Below are 17,220 nucleotides of genomic sequence, written 5' to 3'. Positions count from 1 at the left end.
ATGGTAATAGATACGCGCAGTTTAAATCATAAGCAACAAGCGCTGGCGATGGAAATTGTAGCTACGTTGCGGCCCAAACCTGCAAACTAAATAACCGCCTCTTGATATTTCGAATTAAATTCTATCTTTGCATCCAATTCCTGATTTGTTAATCTTTTAAATATCAAGGAATCATGACAGAGCAAATCTACATATCGCCCCTTTCGCTCATTGCCTGATCAGGCAGGCAAACCCTGTATTTTATTAAATAATTAAACGGTTGCATCAGTAACCTGTGCATTATTTTGCCTGCCCCCCAATTCACTGGATTTTTTGAGCGCTCTAACAAGGGTATATCCTTACTCAAGGACGAACTGAGATCAAAAATCAAATTCAAGAAAATTAAATGAAAGTGTGATGAACACACATGAATGGCCGCGCTGTATCAAATCGGCGCGGCGCAAAAGGCGGCTCGTTAAAACCGGTCGGGATAAACAACTGATACAGATGGACAAACGGCGCGATGAACTAAGGGAGCAAAGAAGGCTTTTGCCGATGGTTGCGCTTGAACACCCGTATCAACGTGGCTGGAAACGTTTTTTTGTGTTGCGGGATGACCATAAGCATAACCCCAGGAAGGACTTTTATGAAGCCTTATTAATGAAAATTAACACGGTTGAATATCATCAGGACAAATCCTTCAAACGGAAAAAACGACGCAAACAACGTTATGTGTACCAGGCTAAACCGCAAATACTGCGTGAGTTGTCGCAACATAGTTGGGATATCAACAGGATCAATTTAACCGAGCAGGAAAAGGTTTGCTTTACCCGTGTTGAAACTTTTGATGTTAAAACCTACCGTACCGAGGTGAAATACGTGTTTGCCGAGCCCTGGCGATATGTGCTAAAGGTAGCGCCGCATATGGTAACACATACTAAAATGATCGATGCGGATATTGAACGGGAATTAGCGTGGATAGACGAACACATTGATAACAACCACTTGTGGCCGCGCATCAACCTGTTAACCCGTGGCCGGAGCTATCGCTGGAAAGATGAGTTTAACGACCGGCCAAAATACATTAACAAATTTAAAAACACACCAAGGTATGCCTGTAAAGAAGCTTACCTGGAATTAGAAACATAACCCACATGGGCAATTTAAGAACAAAAGATTTAAGTAAAATAGGTTATCATAATGATCAGCTGCGAAGCCTGGTTATTGGTATAACCTCTAAAAATTTCAAGCACCATAGTAAGCAGCAGCTACTGGACCTGTTGGTGAATATTAAGAACGATCCGGAAGTATTTCTGGATGATGAGTTAACAAGCAAGATAGCCGAAAAGGTAATTGGCAAAACGGATGCTCCATCCTTTAAAGCGTTTGCACTGCGTGATGAACCGGTATACTGCAAAACTTACGGTGGCAAGGGTATTGAGCAATCGGCCAAAAAACAAATGGAGCTGGCTAATATGCTGCCAGTAAGCGTTCAAGGTGCATTAATGCCTGACGCGCACATGGGTTTTGGTTTGCCTATTGGTGGCGTACTCGCTGCAAACAACGCGGTAATTCCCTATGCTGTAGGTATGGATATTGGCTGTCGCATGGCGCTGTCCATTATCGATGAGAGCGATGGTTTTCTAAAACGGTTCGAATATCAAATTAAACAAGCCTTAAAAAATCATACTCATTTTGGTATGGAAGGAGGCCTGGATGTAAGGCAGGAGCATGAAGTGCTGGATAGCAGGGTATTTAATGAGATCCCATTTTTAAAACCGCTGCGGAGTAAGGCGGTACGGCAATTAGGCACCTCGGGCAACGGAAACCACTTTGTGGAGTTTGGCGAGATCGAACTTTTGGCTGATAACGCTTTAGGTTTACCCGCTAAAAAGTATACGGCCTTGTTAACACATTCAGGCAGCCGGGGTTTAGGTTCGGCAATAGCGAGGCAGTACACGCAGATAGCCATGAATACCTGCAAACTTCCGCGCCACGCACAGCAACTGGCCTGGTTGGATATGAACAATGAGGCGGGCCAGGAATATTGGTTAACCATGACCCTGGCCGGAGATTATGCCAAAGCTTGTCACGAGCGCATACACGCCAACCTGTTAAAGGCTTTAGGCTTGAAAGCTTTGCACGTGGTGGAAAACCACCACAACTTTGCCTGGAAAGAACAATTGGCTGACGGCCGGGAGGTTATTATTCATCGCAAAGGCGCGACACCGGCGCATCAAGGCGAGCTGGGCATTATCCCTGGCAGCATGACCGCGCCGGCTTACCTGGTATCGGGCAAAGGTGCAAATGATGCTTTATATTCTGCATCGCACGGTGCCGGCCGGGCCATGAGCAGGCAAAAGGCTAAGGACAGCATGACGGTTTCGGCCATGAAAAAGTTGCTCACCAATGCAGGTGTAACCTTAATTGGCGGTACCGTTGAAGAGAACCCCTTAGCTTATAAGGATATCGAGGCCGTGATGGCGGTGCAAAGCGACCTGGTTGATGTCCAGGGCAAGTTTTATCCACGTATCGTTCGGATGAATAAGGAGTAGTGATGAAAAAGATGATGATACAAATCACTTCAGGCAAAGGCCCGGCAGAATGCAGCCGGGTTGTAGCCCGCGTACAAAACCTGATGTTGAAGCAAGCCAAACAGCAAGGCATTCAGCTTGAAGTACTGGAAAACAAAGCCGGCGGGTTAAACGGCACTTTACTATCCGCTACGATGATGGCTACCGGTAATAACCTGGATGCTTTTGTAAAAGAATGGACCGGTACTATACAATGGATAGCGCAAAGCCCGTATCGAAAATACCATAAACGTAAAAACTGGTTTGTGGGCGTATCTGTTTTTGACGTAAAAGAACTGATGCAATGGAACCCTAAAGATGTAAAGCTGGAAACCTGTCGTTCGTCGGGACCAGGTGGCCAAAATGTAAACAAAGTGGAAACCGCGGTTCGGGGAACACATTTACCATCGGGACTGCAAGTTATGGCAATGGATACCCGGTCGCAGCTCGAAAACAAAAAGCTTTGTTTAGCCCGGCTGGAAGCCAAAGTACTGATCTGGCAAACAGAAAAATTGATAGAGCAGCAGCAAAGTCAGTGGCAGGAGCATAACGCCCTGGAGCGTGGTAATCCGGTTAAAACCATCAGGGCAGTAATTTAAAACAGGCGGCAAAAGTAACCGGGTTTTTTCGTGAGAAAAGGTAAAAAATCGATGTTTTTATAAATGGTGAGGTTTAATAAAAGCCTCAAAACGGCGTTTGGCTGTTGTTTTAGAAGCTTTGAATCCTCTGATATTCTCCATATATCGATTACCAGGCTTTTAGATTAATTTCTAAAAGCCTGTTTTTTTATGGGCACTACGCCGGTACAACACTTTTCGTAAGTTTTATTGATATGTTCCAATCCCAAACTGCGTAAAAAATAGACTTGTAAGGTTTTTGGCCAAAACGTTGTTGTCCCAGCGGAAAGTATCTTGTCATCCGTTTTGTTAATGAATTAACTATCGGCTGATCCTATTGATACTGTCGACACAGCACCAGCATATTAATTATTTATCTGGTTTGAAAGTGAATATCACAATGCGGCAACCACTGCTTTAACTGTGTCTTGTCTTCTTTTGATAAGTAATTGTCATCCAATCTTATCTCTTTTAATTTTGTTAATTTTTTGATTTCAGGAGAAATATAACGAAGTGGGTTATTCCAAATTTCAAGTTTTTCGAGATTAACCAACGAACCTATACAGTTAGGGATACTATCTATTTGGTTATCAAAAATTAGTAATTCTCTAAGATTTGACAGATAGCGAATATTATCAGAGATGCCTTTAATCTTATTGCTATAGACCTGTAATGTTTGAAGCCCACTTAATTTATTATCTACGAAGCCCAAATCTTTAAACTCATTTTCTTCAATTGAGAGCCATTTTAGGTGGGGAACAGTCTTGATTTTTTCAGGAAACATTGACAATTTATTGCCAGAAATATCAAGGTATTCTAAACTATCAAGGTTTGAAAGATCTGTTTTAATTTCGTTGATTTCCGTTTTTCCTACCAGCAGGCTTTTTAGCCCTCGCATTTTATACAAATCATCAGGAAGTGACTTTATGGGGTTTGCACCCAAATAAACACTATGAAGTGATTTAATTTTATAAAGCTGTGAGGGTATTGTTGTAAATTTATTCTGTGCGAGGTAAATTGTATTAATTGGTAATGTGCTGACAGCATCGGGCAGGTAAGCAAGTCCGGCACCTTGAAGATTTAGATACGCTCCCTCATTAGCCATTACAATTGACACTCCTGAAGACGTATAAAGGGTTTTCAATTTGCCTGCATCAATTTTGTTCACAATTTCTACTATACGCTTCTGCGCTAATGAATCGGATTGCCCCCTTTTGCTAAATAACCATGCCTTTACTATTCCCTTGCTTTTAATGCAGGGATATTGAAAGTTTGGGTTCCATTCAATGTCATTCGTTTCAACTGCAGATCTATCGGAGTACCGGTATCGTTGCCAGGTTGGCATCTCTTCCTCTTTTGTAGACGTGATGACAATACCGCTATCCGGGATGATAACAGTTTTAGTCCAAAGAAAAGCTGGAGGTAGCTCAGGGTAACCTTGAATTCCGAAAACTATCCCTGCTGCGCCCCTGGATGCTTTAGAGAAGATAAAAGTTGTATGTTCCTGCCATTTCAAAGCACAATAAGAAACAGTAAGAATATATACTGCCGATACTCCCATCTGTATTAGTTTAAAATGTTTAGTCTTGGAAGCAAAATAATTAATGAGATAAAGTAATATTGAACTTATCATCATCAATATCCCTATTCCCAGTCCAAACCCACCGGTGAAGTAAATTATTGCAAGGCCTAAACAGATGGCCAATATGGCAAGGGCTTTGAGCGGAGTTATGTTTGATCTTTTCAATTTTGTCAAGCTTGGAATCGCTAATACTAATATGGCAACAACCAGGAATCCTTCCCTGTACTCAGATCGTAATGATAAACTCCCGCGCGCATGCCTGCGTAAATAATATTATTTCTGATAACCATTGAATTGGGATAAAGAGCCGCGTACCATAATCCTTTATCTACTAAAAAAAATATTTGTGCATTTCGACCTACTTTTAACAAACTTTTAGAAGTAATAATGATAAAGTTATCTTGATGATCTAATGCGATAACTGCTGGTGCTGTTGGTAGTTTTAAGTGTTCTCTCACAGCCCACTTATCATTTGGTTTGTAGATTTCAATAATGCTTCCTTCCGAGGTTCCTAAGTGTGCAAGCCCTTCAATGGCGTATTGTTTGCCTCCTCTATTAATAAACTGCACTATCTCATGACTTGATATTTTATAATAATTCTTACCATCACTTGAAACCCAGTATAGAGCACCACCCCATTCACCTCTGTAAAAGCCTACTAAATAACCATCTTCTACTTTCAAGATTGAAGCCCTTCCTCCAAAGTCACGACTATCAGCTTTTTTAACTTTAATTTTAAAAGGTAATTGAGGAGATGGAAGTTCTTTCTTATCTACCACAAAAACAGAATCGTTTTTCTTATAGACAGCCCATTCGTGAAAAGAGAAACCATATTTTCTGAGGCTGTCCGGATTAGTAGGAATTGGATGCGTATTCCAGTTACTGATTAGCTTTTTATCAGTTTGGCCTAAACAACTTTCGAGGCTAAATACTATTAATATAATAAGTAGGTTAACTTTCATAAGTTGTAGAAAGAATTAATTAATAATCATAAATATGCTCTATCGTCACTCCTTTTAGTTTAAGTGTTCTTACAAGCGAGCTAAGGTTTCCCACCGTTGTCACTAAAGCAACCCTGCTTAAGCCCGGCCTGGTAAAGATTGGCTGAGTAAATAGTATTTTATAATTAGCGGTTATATTTAAAGGTTTTTCAGTTAAAACGGTAAGCATAATAGCACTTTCATTTCCGGCAATCTCAGTAAAACCAACACCATTTTTTGCCAGCTTACTAACCGCTGTATTAAATTCAGCATAACGGGGTAAATTAGCCAGCACCATACCGTTTGGCAATACTTTTATATTATGCACAAATCCGGTTGTATCCAACCCTGTGGGTAGCCTATCCATCACTACTGCTGTTTGCAACGAGGCTGTTTCATAAGCCGATTTGGTGCCGAGGCCAATCAGCCAGCCATAGCCGCTTTTAACCAATAGTTCGGTGGTTAGATAATAGCGCCTCTCCAGTTTACGCAGCAAATGCGGACCGGAGAAAGAGGCGCTGCTCCACAACATTTTAAGCTGATGGTTAAAATCATACTCGTACCATGGCAGCGCCTCAATAAATTTTACATAGCTGTATTCATAATCAGCATTAAACTTATCTTCGGCGGTCATTTCTTCGTTGGGGCTGATATCGGTCACCCGGCCAATAACGGTCTCGTAAAATGATTTGATACCGTACTCAACGGTTGTGCTGCCGGCTATTACCCATATCATCACATGGTAGCCGGTATTGAAAGGGAAATTTCCTTTAATCTGATCGTACATTACACCGTAACCACCCCACATCTGGTCAACATGTTTCAGGTATGGAAAGGTGGTTGAAGTATGGGTTTTAAAGTAATCTGCCTGTTCAGCCGGACTAAACACCAGGAACCATTCGGGGTAGGTCAGAAAAGTTTGATCAGGCGGACGTACGGCTGCCTGAGGTGTTAGCGGGTGCTTATTAATTGACAGCCAGGCTTTATCCACCAACAAACCCTTCCCGGCAGGCACAGTGGATGGCTTCCTGTTTTTAACAACAAAAGTTATGATAGCCAGTAGCAGCGCAATTAATGTCAGTATCCTTAGCCTTTTCATGCCTATATTTTGGTAAACAACATTAAGGTATTATCGGATGGATCTTTATCTTGTAGTATTCGTTTACCGGCATCTTTAAATCCCGCCTGCTCAATAATGGCTGCCCATTCATCTGCGGACTTGAAGTTTTTAAAATCTCTGGCTTCAAACTCCCAGGTTTCGTTCAATCCCACATTAAATACCGTATGCACCAAAGAAACAAAGGTGGCCATTTCTGGCGTTTTAACATTATGGTCGCGGATAACAAACGAGCCGCCGGGCCGTAGGATTCGGTATATCGATTCCACAAACCCATCCAGCTTCGCTACCGGGCAGTGGTGTAAACCAATATAGCACGTAACCACGTCCAGGCTTGCATCAGGAATAGTTAAACTACTAATTGGGTTATAGCCATTAATATCCACAAAATTGCCCTCCTTGCCCAGCTGCCCCCGCTCCATAATGTCTCCCGGCGAATTGGTTGGCGCGAGATCATTAATAAGATATATCGGGCCGGTGACCTTGATTTCTTTTCTTAGCTGACTAATATAACGACCGGTAGAACCGATCTCGCCATAACCGGAGATCTGTTTAACATCGCCCAATAACCCCAGTGTTTGCCTGACTATTTCTTTTTTTGCTTTTTAAGCGCTGGCAAGGCATAAGTCAGTTCTGATAAGAATGGCTTAATGCCTTTCAATTTGCTTTGAACTGATTTATAGATCTCCTCATCGGTTTTGCCTATGGCGGTTTCTTCTTTTATTAATTGATGGAATTTATCCTCGGGATACAAATGAAATATCACCTGCAAAAAGCGGTAAAAATCGTCGCTCCATTTGGTATCGTTAAATACTGCTTTAAATTCGGATGTATTAGCCATTGCTTGTGGGTTTTAATGGTTGATAATAGGTGTCCCAAAAAATGTTCCTGAATTTATAGTCAGGATCAAGCTTGGTTTTCAGGTCGAATAACTTTTGCGCGTTAGGATATGCTTTATGAAACTGTGCCGCGGTTGGATGTACCTGATAAGGTAAATAATAAGCGCCGTTTACAGCAATTACGGCATCAGCCAGCTCACGGGTCCATACAGCAACAGCATGTTTAGATGCCGGATCTGTGCGTTGCTTGTAATAAACCACAAAAGCAAATACCTCTTCCCGTGCCCATGCCAGGTAGGTGCCCGGGTCGGCTTTGGCATGTCTGATGGATACATTAAGCACGTTAACATTAAAACGGATAAATATTTCGGCCATGGCTTGTTCAAATTCCTCAAAGCGCTGAACAGGAACAAAGTATTCCAATAATACATAAGTGCTGTTGATTCGTGATTTGGGTTCCAGTTCGGCAACATCATAACCGGCTTCGTAGTTGCGCCAGTGGATCTTTTTGCCCCTGAACAGTAAAGGGTCAATTATAAACTCCCGGTAAGGCTTGCCTAATGGTCTTTCTGTAAACGCCCACAGGAAATACCGTTCCAGCGGATAGGATTCTTTCAGTGGCATCAGCCGGGTTTTAACTGTCGGCTTTTCGGTGGTTTCTATCCAGCTTACAGCTCTTAAACGCGTGTATTTTGGAGGGTAAATATCACCATTATGGAAAACTACCTGTGAATTATCGCGTATGGTTTTGAAGAAGTAATCTTTATATTCTTCAACTTTCATTTTTTTATCAATTCGTTTAATGGCCAGGTTATCGGCTAACTCGAGTTCAGCCTGAACGATAACGCCAATGCCATTATAACCGCCAATTGCGCCAAAGAATACTTCCGGGTTTTCTGTTTTAGTAGCATGTACTAACGAGCCATCGGCTAACACAACATCAATTGACCGTACTGATAAAACAACCGGCCCCATGCCCATGTATCGCCCATGGGCATTAACACTCAATGCGCCGCCTACCGTGAAATTGGCATAGGTTTGCATGATCTTGATGCTTAGGTCATACTCATCAATATATTGCTGAATATCGCACCAGCGGATACCCGTCTGTACTTTGATGAGTTTATCTGTTGCGGAAAACTCCAGTACCTTGTTCATTCCGCGCATATCAATATGCAGACTATGCGGGCTTGCTGTTTGTCCACCCATGCTGAAACGGCCACCGCCTACGGAGATAGCGCCGGTAGCGTTTTTAACAATTTCGCAGATTTCTTCGACCGAAGTTGGACGCGCAATTTTACTAACCAATACGGGATTCAGCCGGGTTACATCGTCAATAATACGCTCATCGGTTTTAAGGTGGGGGATCTCTTTACCTTCATCGTTTTTCAAATAATCGGGTGCCGACCCGGGTACCGAACCATATTGGTTTGTCGTGTAATCCCCTTTTTTGAAACCTAACCGCCAGAATAACCATAATGGCCCAAGCACGGGTATTAAAACAGTAAACAGCCAATAGCCTGAATAGCCCTGATCATGCAGGCGCTTAATAGAAGTAGCTATAATGATCCAGAATAATAAAGGATATAGAATAAACGTAGCTCCTTCGCCAGCAAGCAATAAAAAGTTGTACAACACGTAAAAAGTGCACCAGTAAAACAGGGAAGCCAGCCAAAAAGCCCCTTTTGATAAGCGGCCGTTAAAAGTAAATAGCAGATAGGTTACAGGTAGTTTTTGTTTCAGGCGCATGGATGGTCTTGGCAATACGCTAATATATCATTACTTTCAATTATAATTATAGCCGCGTATATAAATGTAACATGATACCCAGAGGTAAATTATATATCAGCTATAAGAACTTGGTTGAAGGTGCTTATTACTGCCTTACTGATCGCTTTCGCTTACCAGGGCCGGATGTTGATCAATGCGCTAACGAAATGGTTTGCCTCTCGGTGAGAACTGGAATCGATCTGGTATTAAACGCTTTGAATTTTCCGCCGGGCTTCGAGATGATTGTTACTGATATTAATATCCCGGATATGTTCGCCATAATTAACTGGCACGAATTAACGCTTGTTCCGATCCCGGTTAATAAGTATACCTTAAATATGTCCCCGGCCCAGGTGGAAGCAGCAATTACACCTGCAACCAAAGCCATACTGATCACTCACCTTTTTGGCGGTATCATGGAAATTGAAGCGATAGTTGCCATAGCAAAAAAGTATAACCTCATTATATTTGAGGATTGCGCACAAGCATATGCCGGTAATTTATATAGCGGGAATCCCGCATCAGACGTAGTGATGTTTAGCTTTGGCTTTATTAAAACCAATACGGCTATTAGCGGGGCGATGATCAAAATAAAAGACCCGGCGTTGTACGCTGAGGTTGTTGCGCAAAATGGGCACTACCATCAACAAAGTACTGCAGGCTATTTTAAAAAGCTTTTTAAAGTGCTGTTTGTAAAACTGCTCACCAATAAAGTTATTTATACCGGGTTTTATAATTTAGTAATGGCTTTGGGAAAGGACTTTGAACAGGTATTAGGTGGCTTTACAAAGGGCTTCCCCGGCAACGATATTTTTAGACAGATCCGGCATCAGCCTTCCACTCCAAATCAAAGGCTGCTCCGAAAAAAACTTGCTAACTTTGATCAAAATAGTATTACTAAAAGGATCCAATTAGCCAAAGATATTTTATCAAAGATCCCCGATAATTATAAAATTGGTTTTGAGAACAAGAGGCATTCTTACTGGGTGATGCCTGTTGAAACCCATAATCCGGATGCACTGATCAAACACTTGCGTAATAACGGTTTTGATGCTTCGCAAAAAGCATCAAGCTTAATCAAGTTGAGCGAGGCGGGCGGCGTTCCCAAACCTGAAGAATTAGCATTAGACAATCTTGTTTATTTACCAGTGTATCCCGCTATGAGCGCAAAAGACCGTAATAAACTAATACAACTAATAATCAATTTTTCGCACTAATCTCTTCTTATGCTGACAGGTTGTGGTGCTTTAACGTTTTCCATAACTGGGCTTCAATTGCTTAACCATATCCCTGGCCGAAAGACGTCCGTTTATTAATAAAAAATAGCCCGAACTATCCCACCCCACCCATCCAAATCCACTTTAAAAAAATATCATCAACAGCAATGAGGGTAAAACGCTTCAGGCGTGTTTAAGAGACAAATTTTAATAATCGTCTTAACAACACAAATGCTATGAAAGCAACATTCCTGATCTATCTTGTTATCTTTTTGATTTCGTTTAAATTTACTGCAGGCGCCCAGCAAAAAACGGCAACCAATGCCGATTCAGTATTTAAGCCCAAAATCGGATCATTCGATGCCGGTTACTCCTACTCGCCGTTTACCGTTAAAAATAAAAACATGAACATCAGGCAAGTGAATGCTTCGGTCAACGTACCGCTGATAAATAATTTCAGGGACGGAAAGCTTGATTTTTTACTTGCCGGCGTTAGTTACAGCGGGCTTTCCTTATCCGAAACAGGAAAATCATTCGGTGGTACTGATTTTTATTCTATTTCGGTACCCATCACTTTTCAAAAATCGTTTTCTGCAAAGTACGCGCTGCTGGTATCAGCAATCCCTACCTTATCATCCGACCTGAAAGATGTTTCGGGCGAAGACATGCTATATTCAGGCTTTGCCATGCTCAAGATCCGTAAGTCCAAAAGCTTTTCCTACGCCGTTGGTGTGGGTTATTCAAGGCAGTTTTTTGGTACGATACTGCTGCCGGTTATCGGGATAGAATGGCAGATCAGCGAAAAACTGAGCCTTAGCGGCACCCTGCCCGTTTCCGAAAAATTAAAGTACCAGCTCAACGATAAAAGTATCCTTGGTTTCAGCAGCGACTTTGGCATTGGCGGGGGCTCATACCGGTTGTCGAAAAAAACAGGGTCAAATTATTTACAGGTACAGCAGTATAAAAACACGCTTTTTTATAATTACCAGCTGGCTAAAAACTTTTCGGTACAAATAAGCGGTGGTTACAATTTTGTGCAACAGCTTGACTTGTACAACAAAGATCAAAAAGTTAACTGGGCACCATTTAACGACCTGAACAAACGCGTTCACCTGGCCGAGTTAAAAAAGACCGGCTTTACCGTCGAATCAGGGATCAGCTACCGGTTTTAACCCGAAACCGGTGCAGGTCTTCCTTTTGAATGTATAACATCAATCAACCGCAGCAATGGAAACAACTATTAATTTAATGGTCGAGGTTTTTAAAACAAATGTTGAGGATCCGGCGCAGGCAGCAAAATTGGTGGGCCTGCTTCAAAAACATATTACCAATAGCAGTGTAAATTTTGACCTGGAAGATTGTGATAAAGTATTGAGGATAGAGGGCCCGGAGGTTTCACCGCAATCGGTCGTGGGCATCCTTAAAGATTATGGCTACAAGTGCCAGCCGCTCGAATAAACACAAAGCCCGGATTATAATGCTTGTACTCCGTTTCATTTGTTAAACGTGTAGGTTTAGCGTAACCTGCACGTTTTTCAATTGCGTGGACTTAACAAACTATGAATAGCTAAGACAACTATTTCAGCACAAAGCAGGAAGAAGGATGGGCCCTGTCGTTGTAAATGTAGTTAAGCTGCGTTGGTCCCGAAACCGTATCAAAAACCATGATATTATTTTCGCCGGCTACAAAATGAGGCCATTGCTTATCATTAACCTGGCCCGGAGCTTTGCCTTTTATAAAGTTTACCCAGGTTTGGTGTATTTGGTTAGCCAGTTTTAGTTCTGTATCGTTAAAATTGTGTTGTTTAGGTAAAAACCAAACATAGCCTAATTCATCGGCATGGGTTGCACCGGTACCATCGCGCTTGTAATCAAAACGGTACATCCAAACGTGGTTGCCTGCCTGCGCTAATGTGTTAGCCAGCCGGTAGCTGTGCATCTGGTACATGTATTGGGTGAGTACTTTTATGGCAGCGCTATCTGCATTGCCATTTTTAGCCTCGCTTTCAAAGTTTGATAAAATATAACGGTAATTATCACCAAACCAACCATATAGCACCGTGCTATCGGGGTGGTTGAGGCGTTTGTCAAAATTCATAAACATTTTACTTTCAAACTTATTGGTACCGATGAGGAAGCGTACTTTATCATTTCTGTTTTTGAGGATATATTGATATGGATCCTGCGAAATCACCGCGCCATCTATCACCGGGCCAAAATAGTTGGTGCCCTGTGCCCCATTGCTGATCTTTGCCTGTGCTGCTATAAATTTTTCGGCGGAGATTTTGAGGAGGTCGGCGGGTTTGCTAACACCCAGCTCGGTCATTAACCGCTGCCTGATGCCTTTAGCGGTAGCAGAATCCCGGATGCATTGCACGGCGCCGCTTTCTAAAATCTGCTGGTTGAAATAGCCTTTGGATTGTGGTGTTGCCAACAGGGCACTGGTGAGTTTTGCGCCTGCCGATTCGCCCATGACGGTAACCTTCGAAGCATCACCGCCCATCGCCGCAATATTTTGCCTGATCCATTTCAGCGCCATGATCAGATCGAGCAGGCCATTATTTCCAGATGATTGGTAAGCTTTGTTTACATCGCCCAAATACATAAAGCCGAAAACACCAAGGCGATAATTAATGGTAACAGTAACAACGCTGTCATCGTCGGCAAAAGCGTGGCCGTTCATTCCCATACCCGAGCCGCCTGTAAGCGAGCCGCCATGTACCCATACCAGTACCGGAAGCTTAGCGTCCCTTGCTGTTGTAGGCGTATATACGTTCAATGTGAGACAATCTTCGCTGCCTTTTAGTCCGCCTGCGCCGCCGCCCTGCGATGCCGGGCTTCCAAATTTTTCGCATGAAAGCGTGTCTTTCCATGCCGTCATTGGCTGAGGGGGCATAAAACGCAAAGGGCCAACCGGCGGTTTAGCATACGGGATGCCTTTAAATACCAGGGTTGGCCCTTCTTCGATACCTTTTATCCATCCACCTGATACTTTTGTTACAACTGTTTGGGCAGAGGTAGTAAAACCTAAAAATATGCCCAGTAAAAACGTGTAAACCGGAATCAGGCGGATGATGTTTTTCATAAAACGGTTGATCTTAATAAGTGGCAGCCAGCTGAAGCGCGTTATAAGCATTAACAACGCCACCGGTTACACAAAGATCGGTAAACGGAACTTCTTTTTTGTCTCCCCATCTTTAATCTCTACATTATGTGATATTTTCACTACTGATTTCATGATGATCTCCTTAACCTGTACAGCCGTTAATTTTGGATAATATGAACGGATGAGCGCTGCCAGGCCGGTTACAACCGGTGCCGCCATGCTGGTACCATCATGCTCGGCATAGGCTGATTTTGGTGTGGTTGAATTGATGGCCACACCCGGTGCAAACACATCAACACTGGTTTTGCCATAATTGGAGAAGGACGCTTTCAGCGTTTCATCGTCTTTAGGGCCCGACGCGCCAACTTCTATCCAGGCACCGGCTACACCGCTTTTATCTTCATAAATACGGTTAGGGACGTTCAGTTCAACTTCGGTGTTATTGTTGTCATTACCCGCGGCATGTACCAGCAACACATCCTTGCTTAACGCAAATTTTACTGCATCATCAACTGCTTTTTTATTGTACGAGTAACTTTTGCCGAAGCTCATGTTGATGACCTTAGCGCCGTTAGCCGCAGCATAACGAATAGCGTTTGCTACATCCTTATCGCGTTCATCGCCGGTAGGTACTGTACGTACCGACATGATAGCTACATCATTGGCCACACCCATAACACCAAGATTGTTATCCCGTATCGCGCCAATGATCCCGGCAACGTGGGTGCCATGATCAGCATCCGGGCCGGTTACGTCATTATTGCCGTAAAAACGCTCATTAGCATTGTTATAGTTATCGCCCACGGTATCCCTCGAATTGAAATTAAGGTTGAGGTGATAATCCAACTGCTCTTTAAAGTGAGTTAAGCCGCCGTTTACCTCTTTCTCCCTGAACTCGGCTACATTTTTAAACGAAGGCAGGGCGCTTACCAATACACGTTTAACATAGGCCTCGCCATTATCTTTAGGCTCAAATTTGGTGATATCATCAAGGCTTGGGTTTTGGTTGCCCAGCTTGGTCAGTACCCCATCAAGCAGGGTATTGAATTTATTGATCACCGTATAGGTTTGCTGTGCTTTGGCAACCTGCTTAGCCATATCGGCTTTCATAGCGCTGTACGCTTTAAAATCGGCAAGGTCTTTTCCGGTAAGCTTGGTACTGTCAACGTTGGCAAAGCGGGCGTTGTTGATCCGCACCAGCCGGGTTAGCTCCAGGTTATCATAATGTACATCTCCTTTGGCCGATCCTATAAAATCCCAGCCGTGCATGTCATCGGCATAGCCGTTTTTATCATCGTCCTTTTTATTCGCGGCGGTTTCTTGCGGGTTGTTCCAGATCACCTTTTTAAGGTCTTCATGGTCCACATCAATACCCCCATCAATTACGGCTACCAGCACGGTAACGTGTTTTTTGCCTTTTAACAGTTCGTTGTATGCTTTTTCGGTACTGATCCCAAATACAGAATCGGTTTTAAGATCAAGGTTTTGCCAGTTAGGTTTAGTTTTTGGAGCTTCCTGCGCATAAGTGAATACAGGTAAGCAAAGCCCGGCTACCAGCACAAGCTTTTTAAGCGGAAAATTGTTTATCATTAATACTTTCAGTAATAGTTTATAAGTACAAAAACTCTAAAGTAGGTTTTTAATTGTTTAAAAAATGTGCGGGTTTGGTGATTTTAACACGTTTTCAGGAAAAAATATTTTTCTGATCACTCTACTTTTTGCTCAAAAATATGTTCAATTATAAATTTTGATTCTGCTACATAAACCTTTTTCCTGATCAGTTCCCGTAAATCGTCGGTGGCACCATCCCTTATCTCATACTTCTTTTCTTTGCAGGTTTTTATAAAACCTGTATACAATTGTTTCGCTTTGCCTGTTTCGCCTTTTGCAAGTGTGGCTAGCGCTATATTAAACATGGCGTAAGTGGCGTCATCCTGGTATTTCAGCGCCTTGTAAGAGTATTTTATACAGTCATCAAATTTACCAGCGCAATAATATGACCACCCCAGGTTCCCCAATGCATTGGCATAAGTGCTGTCAATAGCTATTGCTTTTTTGGCGGCATCAATAGCTGCCAGGTAGTTACCCGATTGCGTATAGCTTAAATTGAGCCCTACATAGGCGTATTTATAGGTCGGGTCGGCCTTTACTGCTTTCTGATGATAAGTTATGGCTGTTTCATATTGCTTTTTCTGATAGTAGCAATCACCTATCCTGTCGTATGGAAAAGGATATGATTTATCAATGCTGATAGCTTTTTGGAGATCTTTTATGGCATCATCCAATTTATCTGCGTAATAATAAGCGTCGCCGCGATCAACATAAAAAGTCCGTCGGTCGGGTTCCAGGTTGATGGCCTGTGTGTAAAGACTGATTGCTGTTTCGTATTCGTTTCTGTCGCAATAAATATCGCCTTTCAGGTTATAGCCGTCACCATCGTCGGCATTTTGGTTAATATGCAGATTGATAAAATAAAGGGCGCTATCAGGCATATCCATATTTTTGTAGCACCTGGTGAGGTTGTAGTAAGTCCAACTATAATTGGGCTTTAACTGTAATGTCAATCGCAGATCAGTTGCTGCTTCCTTATATTTTTCAAGATCGATCAGGCAGTCGGCCCGGTCATAATAAAGTACAAAATAGCCCGGAAAAAATTTAATGGCCTGGTTGTAATCAGCTATCGCCTTGTCAACCTCATCAAGATTATAATAGCACTTAGCCCGCATCTGGTATGCATGGGCATACTGTGGCCATACCGCCAATATTTGATCACAATACGTTATACATTCCCGGTATTTATGTTCATCAAACAGCATTTCTGCTTTCATTGTGTTGGCCGAAATCAATTCCGGACTGTCTTTTAGCAACCGGTTCAATTCAGTGCCCAAAGCCGATTTTCCTTTAAATGACGCGGTAAGTAATTTTAATCGTTTAGCAAAAACGGTATTAGGAGCATTTTTTAAAAAGCCGTCTAAAATTTTATCGGCATTTTTATCGCTGGGCTGTGATGTGAATACCAGTTTAAAAAAATCTTTCCCCAGCTGTTTTTCCGCAGGCGAAAGATTGCTATTGTCAGCAATATCCTTAACAAGGCTAAAAACTTCATAGCCCTGATAGGGCATGATCCGCGTTACATCTTTTTGTAAAGTGATGTTTTTAATGCTTTTGGATAGCAACATCATTCCTTTATCAATGCTGTCTTGCCTGAAACAGGTGATAGCCTCTTTTAAATAGGATGCATAGTCGCTGATCTGATAACCAGGTGCGGTTATTGGTACAGAAATTTTTTTACTGGAAGTATCCGCCGGTACTAAAGCCCAGGTGGTTAAGGGTCCTAAAATAAACAGCCAAAAAGCTATTGGTTTGAATGATAAGGTCATGCTATAAAAATAGCATATCCGGTTAATATTAAAAAATGGAAATGGGTTGCCTGCTTAATC

General features: G+C 42.4%; 15 protein-coding genes. 6 read left to right on the top strand and 9 right to left on the bottom strand.

Going from position 1 to position 17,220, the window contains the following annotated elements; all coding sequences use genetic code 11:
* The first annotated feature begins 396 nt into the window (after window positions 1-396).
* From ACRQ5D_RS07315 to prfH, 3 genes are read left to right on the top strand one after another with little or no spacing between them, the layout of a single operon-like run.
* The gene (locus tag ACRQ5D_RS07315; protein ID WP_091169652.1) at window positions 397-1,128 is read left to right on the top strand and encodes a hypothetical protein; all 732 of its coding nucleotides are present in this window, start codon (window positions 397-399) and stop codon (window positions 1,126-1,128) included.
* Window positions 1,129-1,133: 5 nt separating this feature from the next.
* Window positions 1,134-2,534 carry an RtcB family protein gene (locus ACRQ5D_RS07310; RefSeq protein ID WP_091169656.1) on the top strand — a complete coding sequence of 467 codons (1,401 nt, stop codon included), beginning with the start codon at window positions 1,134-1,136 and terminating at the stop codon, window positions 2,532-2,534.
* 11 nt (window positions 2,535-2,545) lie between these two features.
* Complete coding sequence (prfH, locus tag ACRQ5D_RS07305) at window positions 2,546-3,151, top strand: peptide chain release factor H (RefSeq protein WP_256337459.1); 606 nt, start codon at window positions 2,546-2,548, stop codon at window positions 3,149-3,151.
* A 391-nt stretch (window positions 3,152-3,542) separates the two neighbouring features.
* Here the strand turns inward: prfH and ACRQ5D_RS07300 are convergent, their stop codons facing one another.
* From ACRQ5D_RS07300 to ACRQ5D_RS07275, 6 genes are read right to left on the bottom strand one after another with little or no spacing between them, the layout of a single operon-like run.
* Window positions 3,543-4,916, bottom strand: coding sequence for a leucine-rich repeat domain-containing protein (locus ACRQ5D_RS07300; RefSeq protein WP_139160028.1), 1,374 nt, complete (start codon window positions 4,914-4,916; stop codon window positions 3,543-3,545).
* A 26-nt stretch (window positions 4,917-4,942) separates the two neighbouring features.
* Complete coding sequence (locus tag ACRQ5D_RS07295; protein WP_091169664.1) at window positions 4,943-5,713, bottom strand: hypothetical protein; 771 nt, start codon at window positions 5,711-5,713, stop codon at window positions 4,943-4,945.
* A gap of 19 nt (window positions 5,714-5,732) precedes the next feature.
* Complete coding sequence (locus ACRQ5D_RS07290; RefSeq protein WP_091169667.1) at window positions 5,733-6,830, bottom strand: hypothetical protein; 1,098 nt, start codon at window positions 6,828-6,830, stop codon at window positions 5,733-5,735.
* 2 nt (window positions 6,831-6,832) lie between these two features.
* Window positions 6,833-7,414 carry a class I SAM-dependent methyltransferase gene (locus ACRQ5D_RS07285; RefSeq protein ID WP_431199332.1) on the bottom strand — a complete coding sequence of 194 codons (582 nt, stop codon included), beginning with the start codon at window positions 7,412-7,414 and terminating at the stop codon, window positions 6,833-6,835.
* A gap of 20 nt (window positions 7,415-7,434) precedes the next feature.
* On the bottom strand, window positions 7,435-7,689 hold the full coding sequence (locus ACRQ5D_RS07280) for a hypothetical protein (RefSeq protein WP_432328607.1): 255 nt from the start codon (window positions 7,687-7,689) through the stop codon (window positions 7,435-7,437).
* The gene (locus ACRQ5D_RS07275) at window positions 7,682-9,436 is read right to left on the bottom strand and encodes an FAD-binding protein (protein ID WP_091169674.1); all 1,755 of its coding nucleotides are present in this window, start codon (window positions 9,434-9,436) and stop codon (window positions 7,682-7,684) included. Before ACRQ5D_RS07275 ends, ACRQ5D_RS07280 begins: the two co-directional genes overlap by 8 nt.
* 71 nt (window positions 9,437-9,507) lie before the next feature.
* On the opposite strand from ACRQ5D_RS07275, the gene ACRQ5D_RS07270 reads away from it, so the two are divergent.
* From ACRQ5D_RS07270 to ACRQ5D_RS07260, 3 genes are all read left to right on the top strand, one after another.
* Window positions 9,508-10,674 (top strand): aminotransferase class V-fold PLP-dependent enzyme, encoded by a 1,167-nt coding sequence (locus ACRQ5D_RS07270; protein ID WP_091169678.1) that lies wholly within the window; start codon window positions 9,508-9,510, stop codon window positions 10,672-10,674.
* Between the two features lie 236 nt (window positions 10,675-10,910).
* Window positions 10,911-11,846, top strand: a complete 936-nt coding sequence (locus tag ACRQ5D_RS07265) for a DUF6268 family outer membrane beta-barrel protein (protein ID WP_091169681.1) — start codon at window positions 10,911-10,913, stop codon at window positions 11,844-11,846.
* A 55-nt stretch (window positions 11,847-11,901) separates the two neighbouring features.
* Window positions 11,902-12,132 (top strand): hypothetical protein, encoded by a 231-nt coding sequence (locus tag ACRQ5D_RS07260; protein WP_218134438.1) that lies wholly within the window; start codon window positions 11,902-11,904, stop codon window positions 12,130-12,132.
* 118 nt (window positions 12,133-12,250) lie between these two features.
* On the opposite strand, the gene ACRQ5D_RS07255 is transcribed toward ACRQ5D_RS07260, so the two are convergent.
* The 3 genes from ACRQ5D_RS07255 to ACRQ5D_RS07245 form a co-directional block, all read right to left on the bottom strand.
* Window positions 12,251-13,759 carry a carboxylesterase/lipase family protein gene (locus ACRQ5D_RS07255; protein ID WP_176844489.1) on the bottom strand — a complete coding sequence of 503 codons (1,509 nt, stop codon included), beginning with the start codon at window positions 13,757-13,759 and terminating at the stop codon, window positions 12,251-12,253.
* A 66-nt stretch (window positions 13,760-13,825) separates the two neighbouring features.
* The gene (locus ACRQ5D_RS07250; protein ID WP_431199330.1) at window positions 13,826-15,370 is read right to left on the bottom strand and encodes a S8 family peptidase; all 1,545 of its coding nucleotides are present in this window, start codon (window positions 15,368-15,370) and stop codon (window positions 13,826-13,828) included.
* Between the two features lie 116 nt (window positions 15,371-15,486).
* Window positions 15,487-17,160: a tetratricopeptide repeat protein gene (locus ACRQ5D_RS07245; protein ID WP_091169688.1), complete on the bottom strand. Its 1,674-nt coding sequence runs from the start codon at window positions 17,158-17,160 to the stop codon at window positions 15,487-15,489.
* Between the last annotated feature and the right edge of the window lie 60 nt (window positions 17,161-17,220).

Source organism: Mucilaginibacter sp. P25 (assembly GCF_050859465.1).
Taxonomy (GTDB): Bacteria; Bacteroidota; Bacteroidia; order Sphingobacteriales; family Sphingobacteriaceae; genus Mucilaginibacter; species Mucilaginibacter gossypii.
This window is presented reverse-complemented; position numbering and strand designations above follow the sequence as displayed.

What these genes read in the sequence shown, in the direction of transcription:
- ACRQ5D_RS07295 (WP_091169664.1), bottom strand. Translation starts at nt 5,713, where the DNA reads ATGAAAGTTAACCTACTTATTATATTAATAGTATTTAGCCTCGAAAGT.
- ACRQ5D_RS07275 (WP_091169674.1), bottom strand. Translation starts at nt 9,436, where the DNA reads ATGCGCCTGAAACAAAAACTACCTGTAACCTATCTGCTATTTACTTTT.
- ACRQ5D_RS07250 (WP_431199330.1), bottom strand. Translation starts at nt 15,370, where the DNA reads ATGATAAACAATTTTCCGCTTAAAAAGCTTGTGCTGGTAGCCGGGCTT.
- ACRQ5D_RS07310 (WP_091169656.1), top strand. Translation starts at nt 1,134, where the DNA reads ATGGGCAATTTAAGAACAAAAGATTTAAGTAAAATAGGTTATCATAAT.
- ACRQ5D_RS07265 (WP_091169681.1), top strand. Translation starts at nt 10,911, where the DNA reads ATGAAAGCAACATTCCTGATCTATCTTGTTATCTTTTTGATTTCGTTT.
- ACRQ5D_RS07315 (WP_091169652.1), top strand. Translation starts at nt 397, where the DNA reads ATGAACACACATGAATGGCCGCGCTGTATCAAATCGGCGCGGCGCAAA.
- ACRQ5D_RS07255 (WP_176844489.1), bottom strand. Translation starts at nt 13,759, where the DNA reads ATGAAAAACATCATCCGCCTGATTCCGGTTTACACGTTTTTACTGGGC.
- ACRQ5D_RS07290 (WP_091169667.1), bottom strand. Translation starts at nt 6,830, where the DNA reads ATGAAAAGGCTAAGGATACTGACATTAATTGCGCTGCTACTGGCTATC.
- ACRQ5D_RS07280 (WP_432328607.1), bottom strand. Translation starts at nt 7,689, where the DNA reads ATGGCTAATACATCCGAATTTAAAGCAGTATTTAACGATACCAAATGG.
- ACRQ5D_RS07260 (WP_218134438.1), top strand. Translation starts at nt 11,902, where the DNA reads ATGGAAACAACTATTAATTTAATGGTCGAGGTTTTTAAAACAAATGTT.
- prfH (WP_256337459.1), top strand. Translation starts at nt 2,546, where the DNA reads ATGATGATACAAATCACTTCAGGCAAAGGCCCGGCAGAATGCAGCCGG.
- ACRQ5D_RS07270 (WP_091169678.1), top strand. Translation starts at nt 9,508, where the DNA reads ATGATACCCAGAGGTAAATTATATATCAGCTATAAGAACTTGGTTGAA.
- ACRQ5D_RS07245 (WP_091169688.1), bottom strand. Translation starts at nt 17,160, where the DNA reads ATGACCTTATCATTCAAACCAATAGCTTTTTGGCTGTTTATTTTAGGA.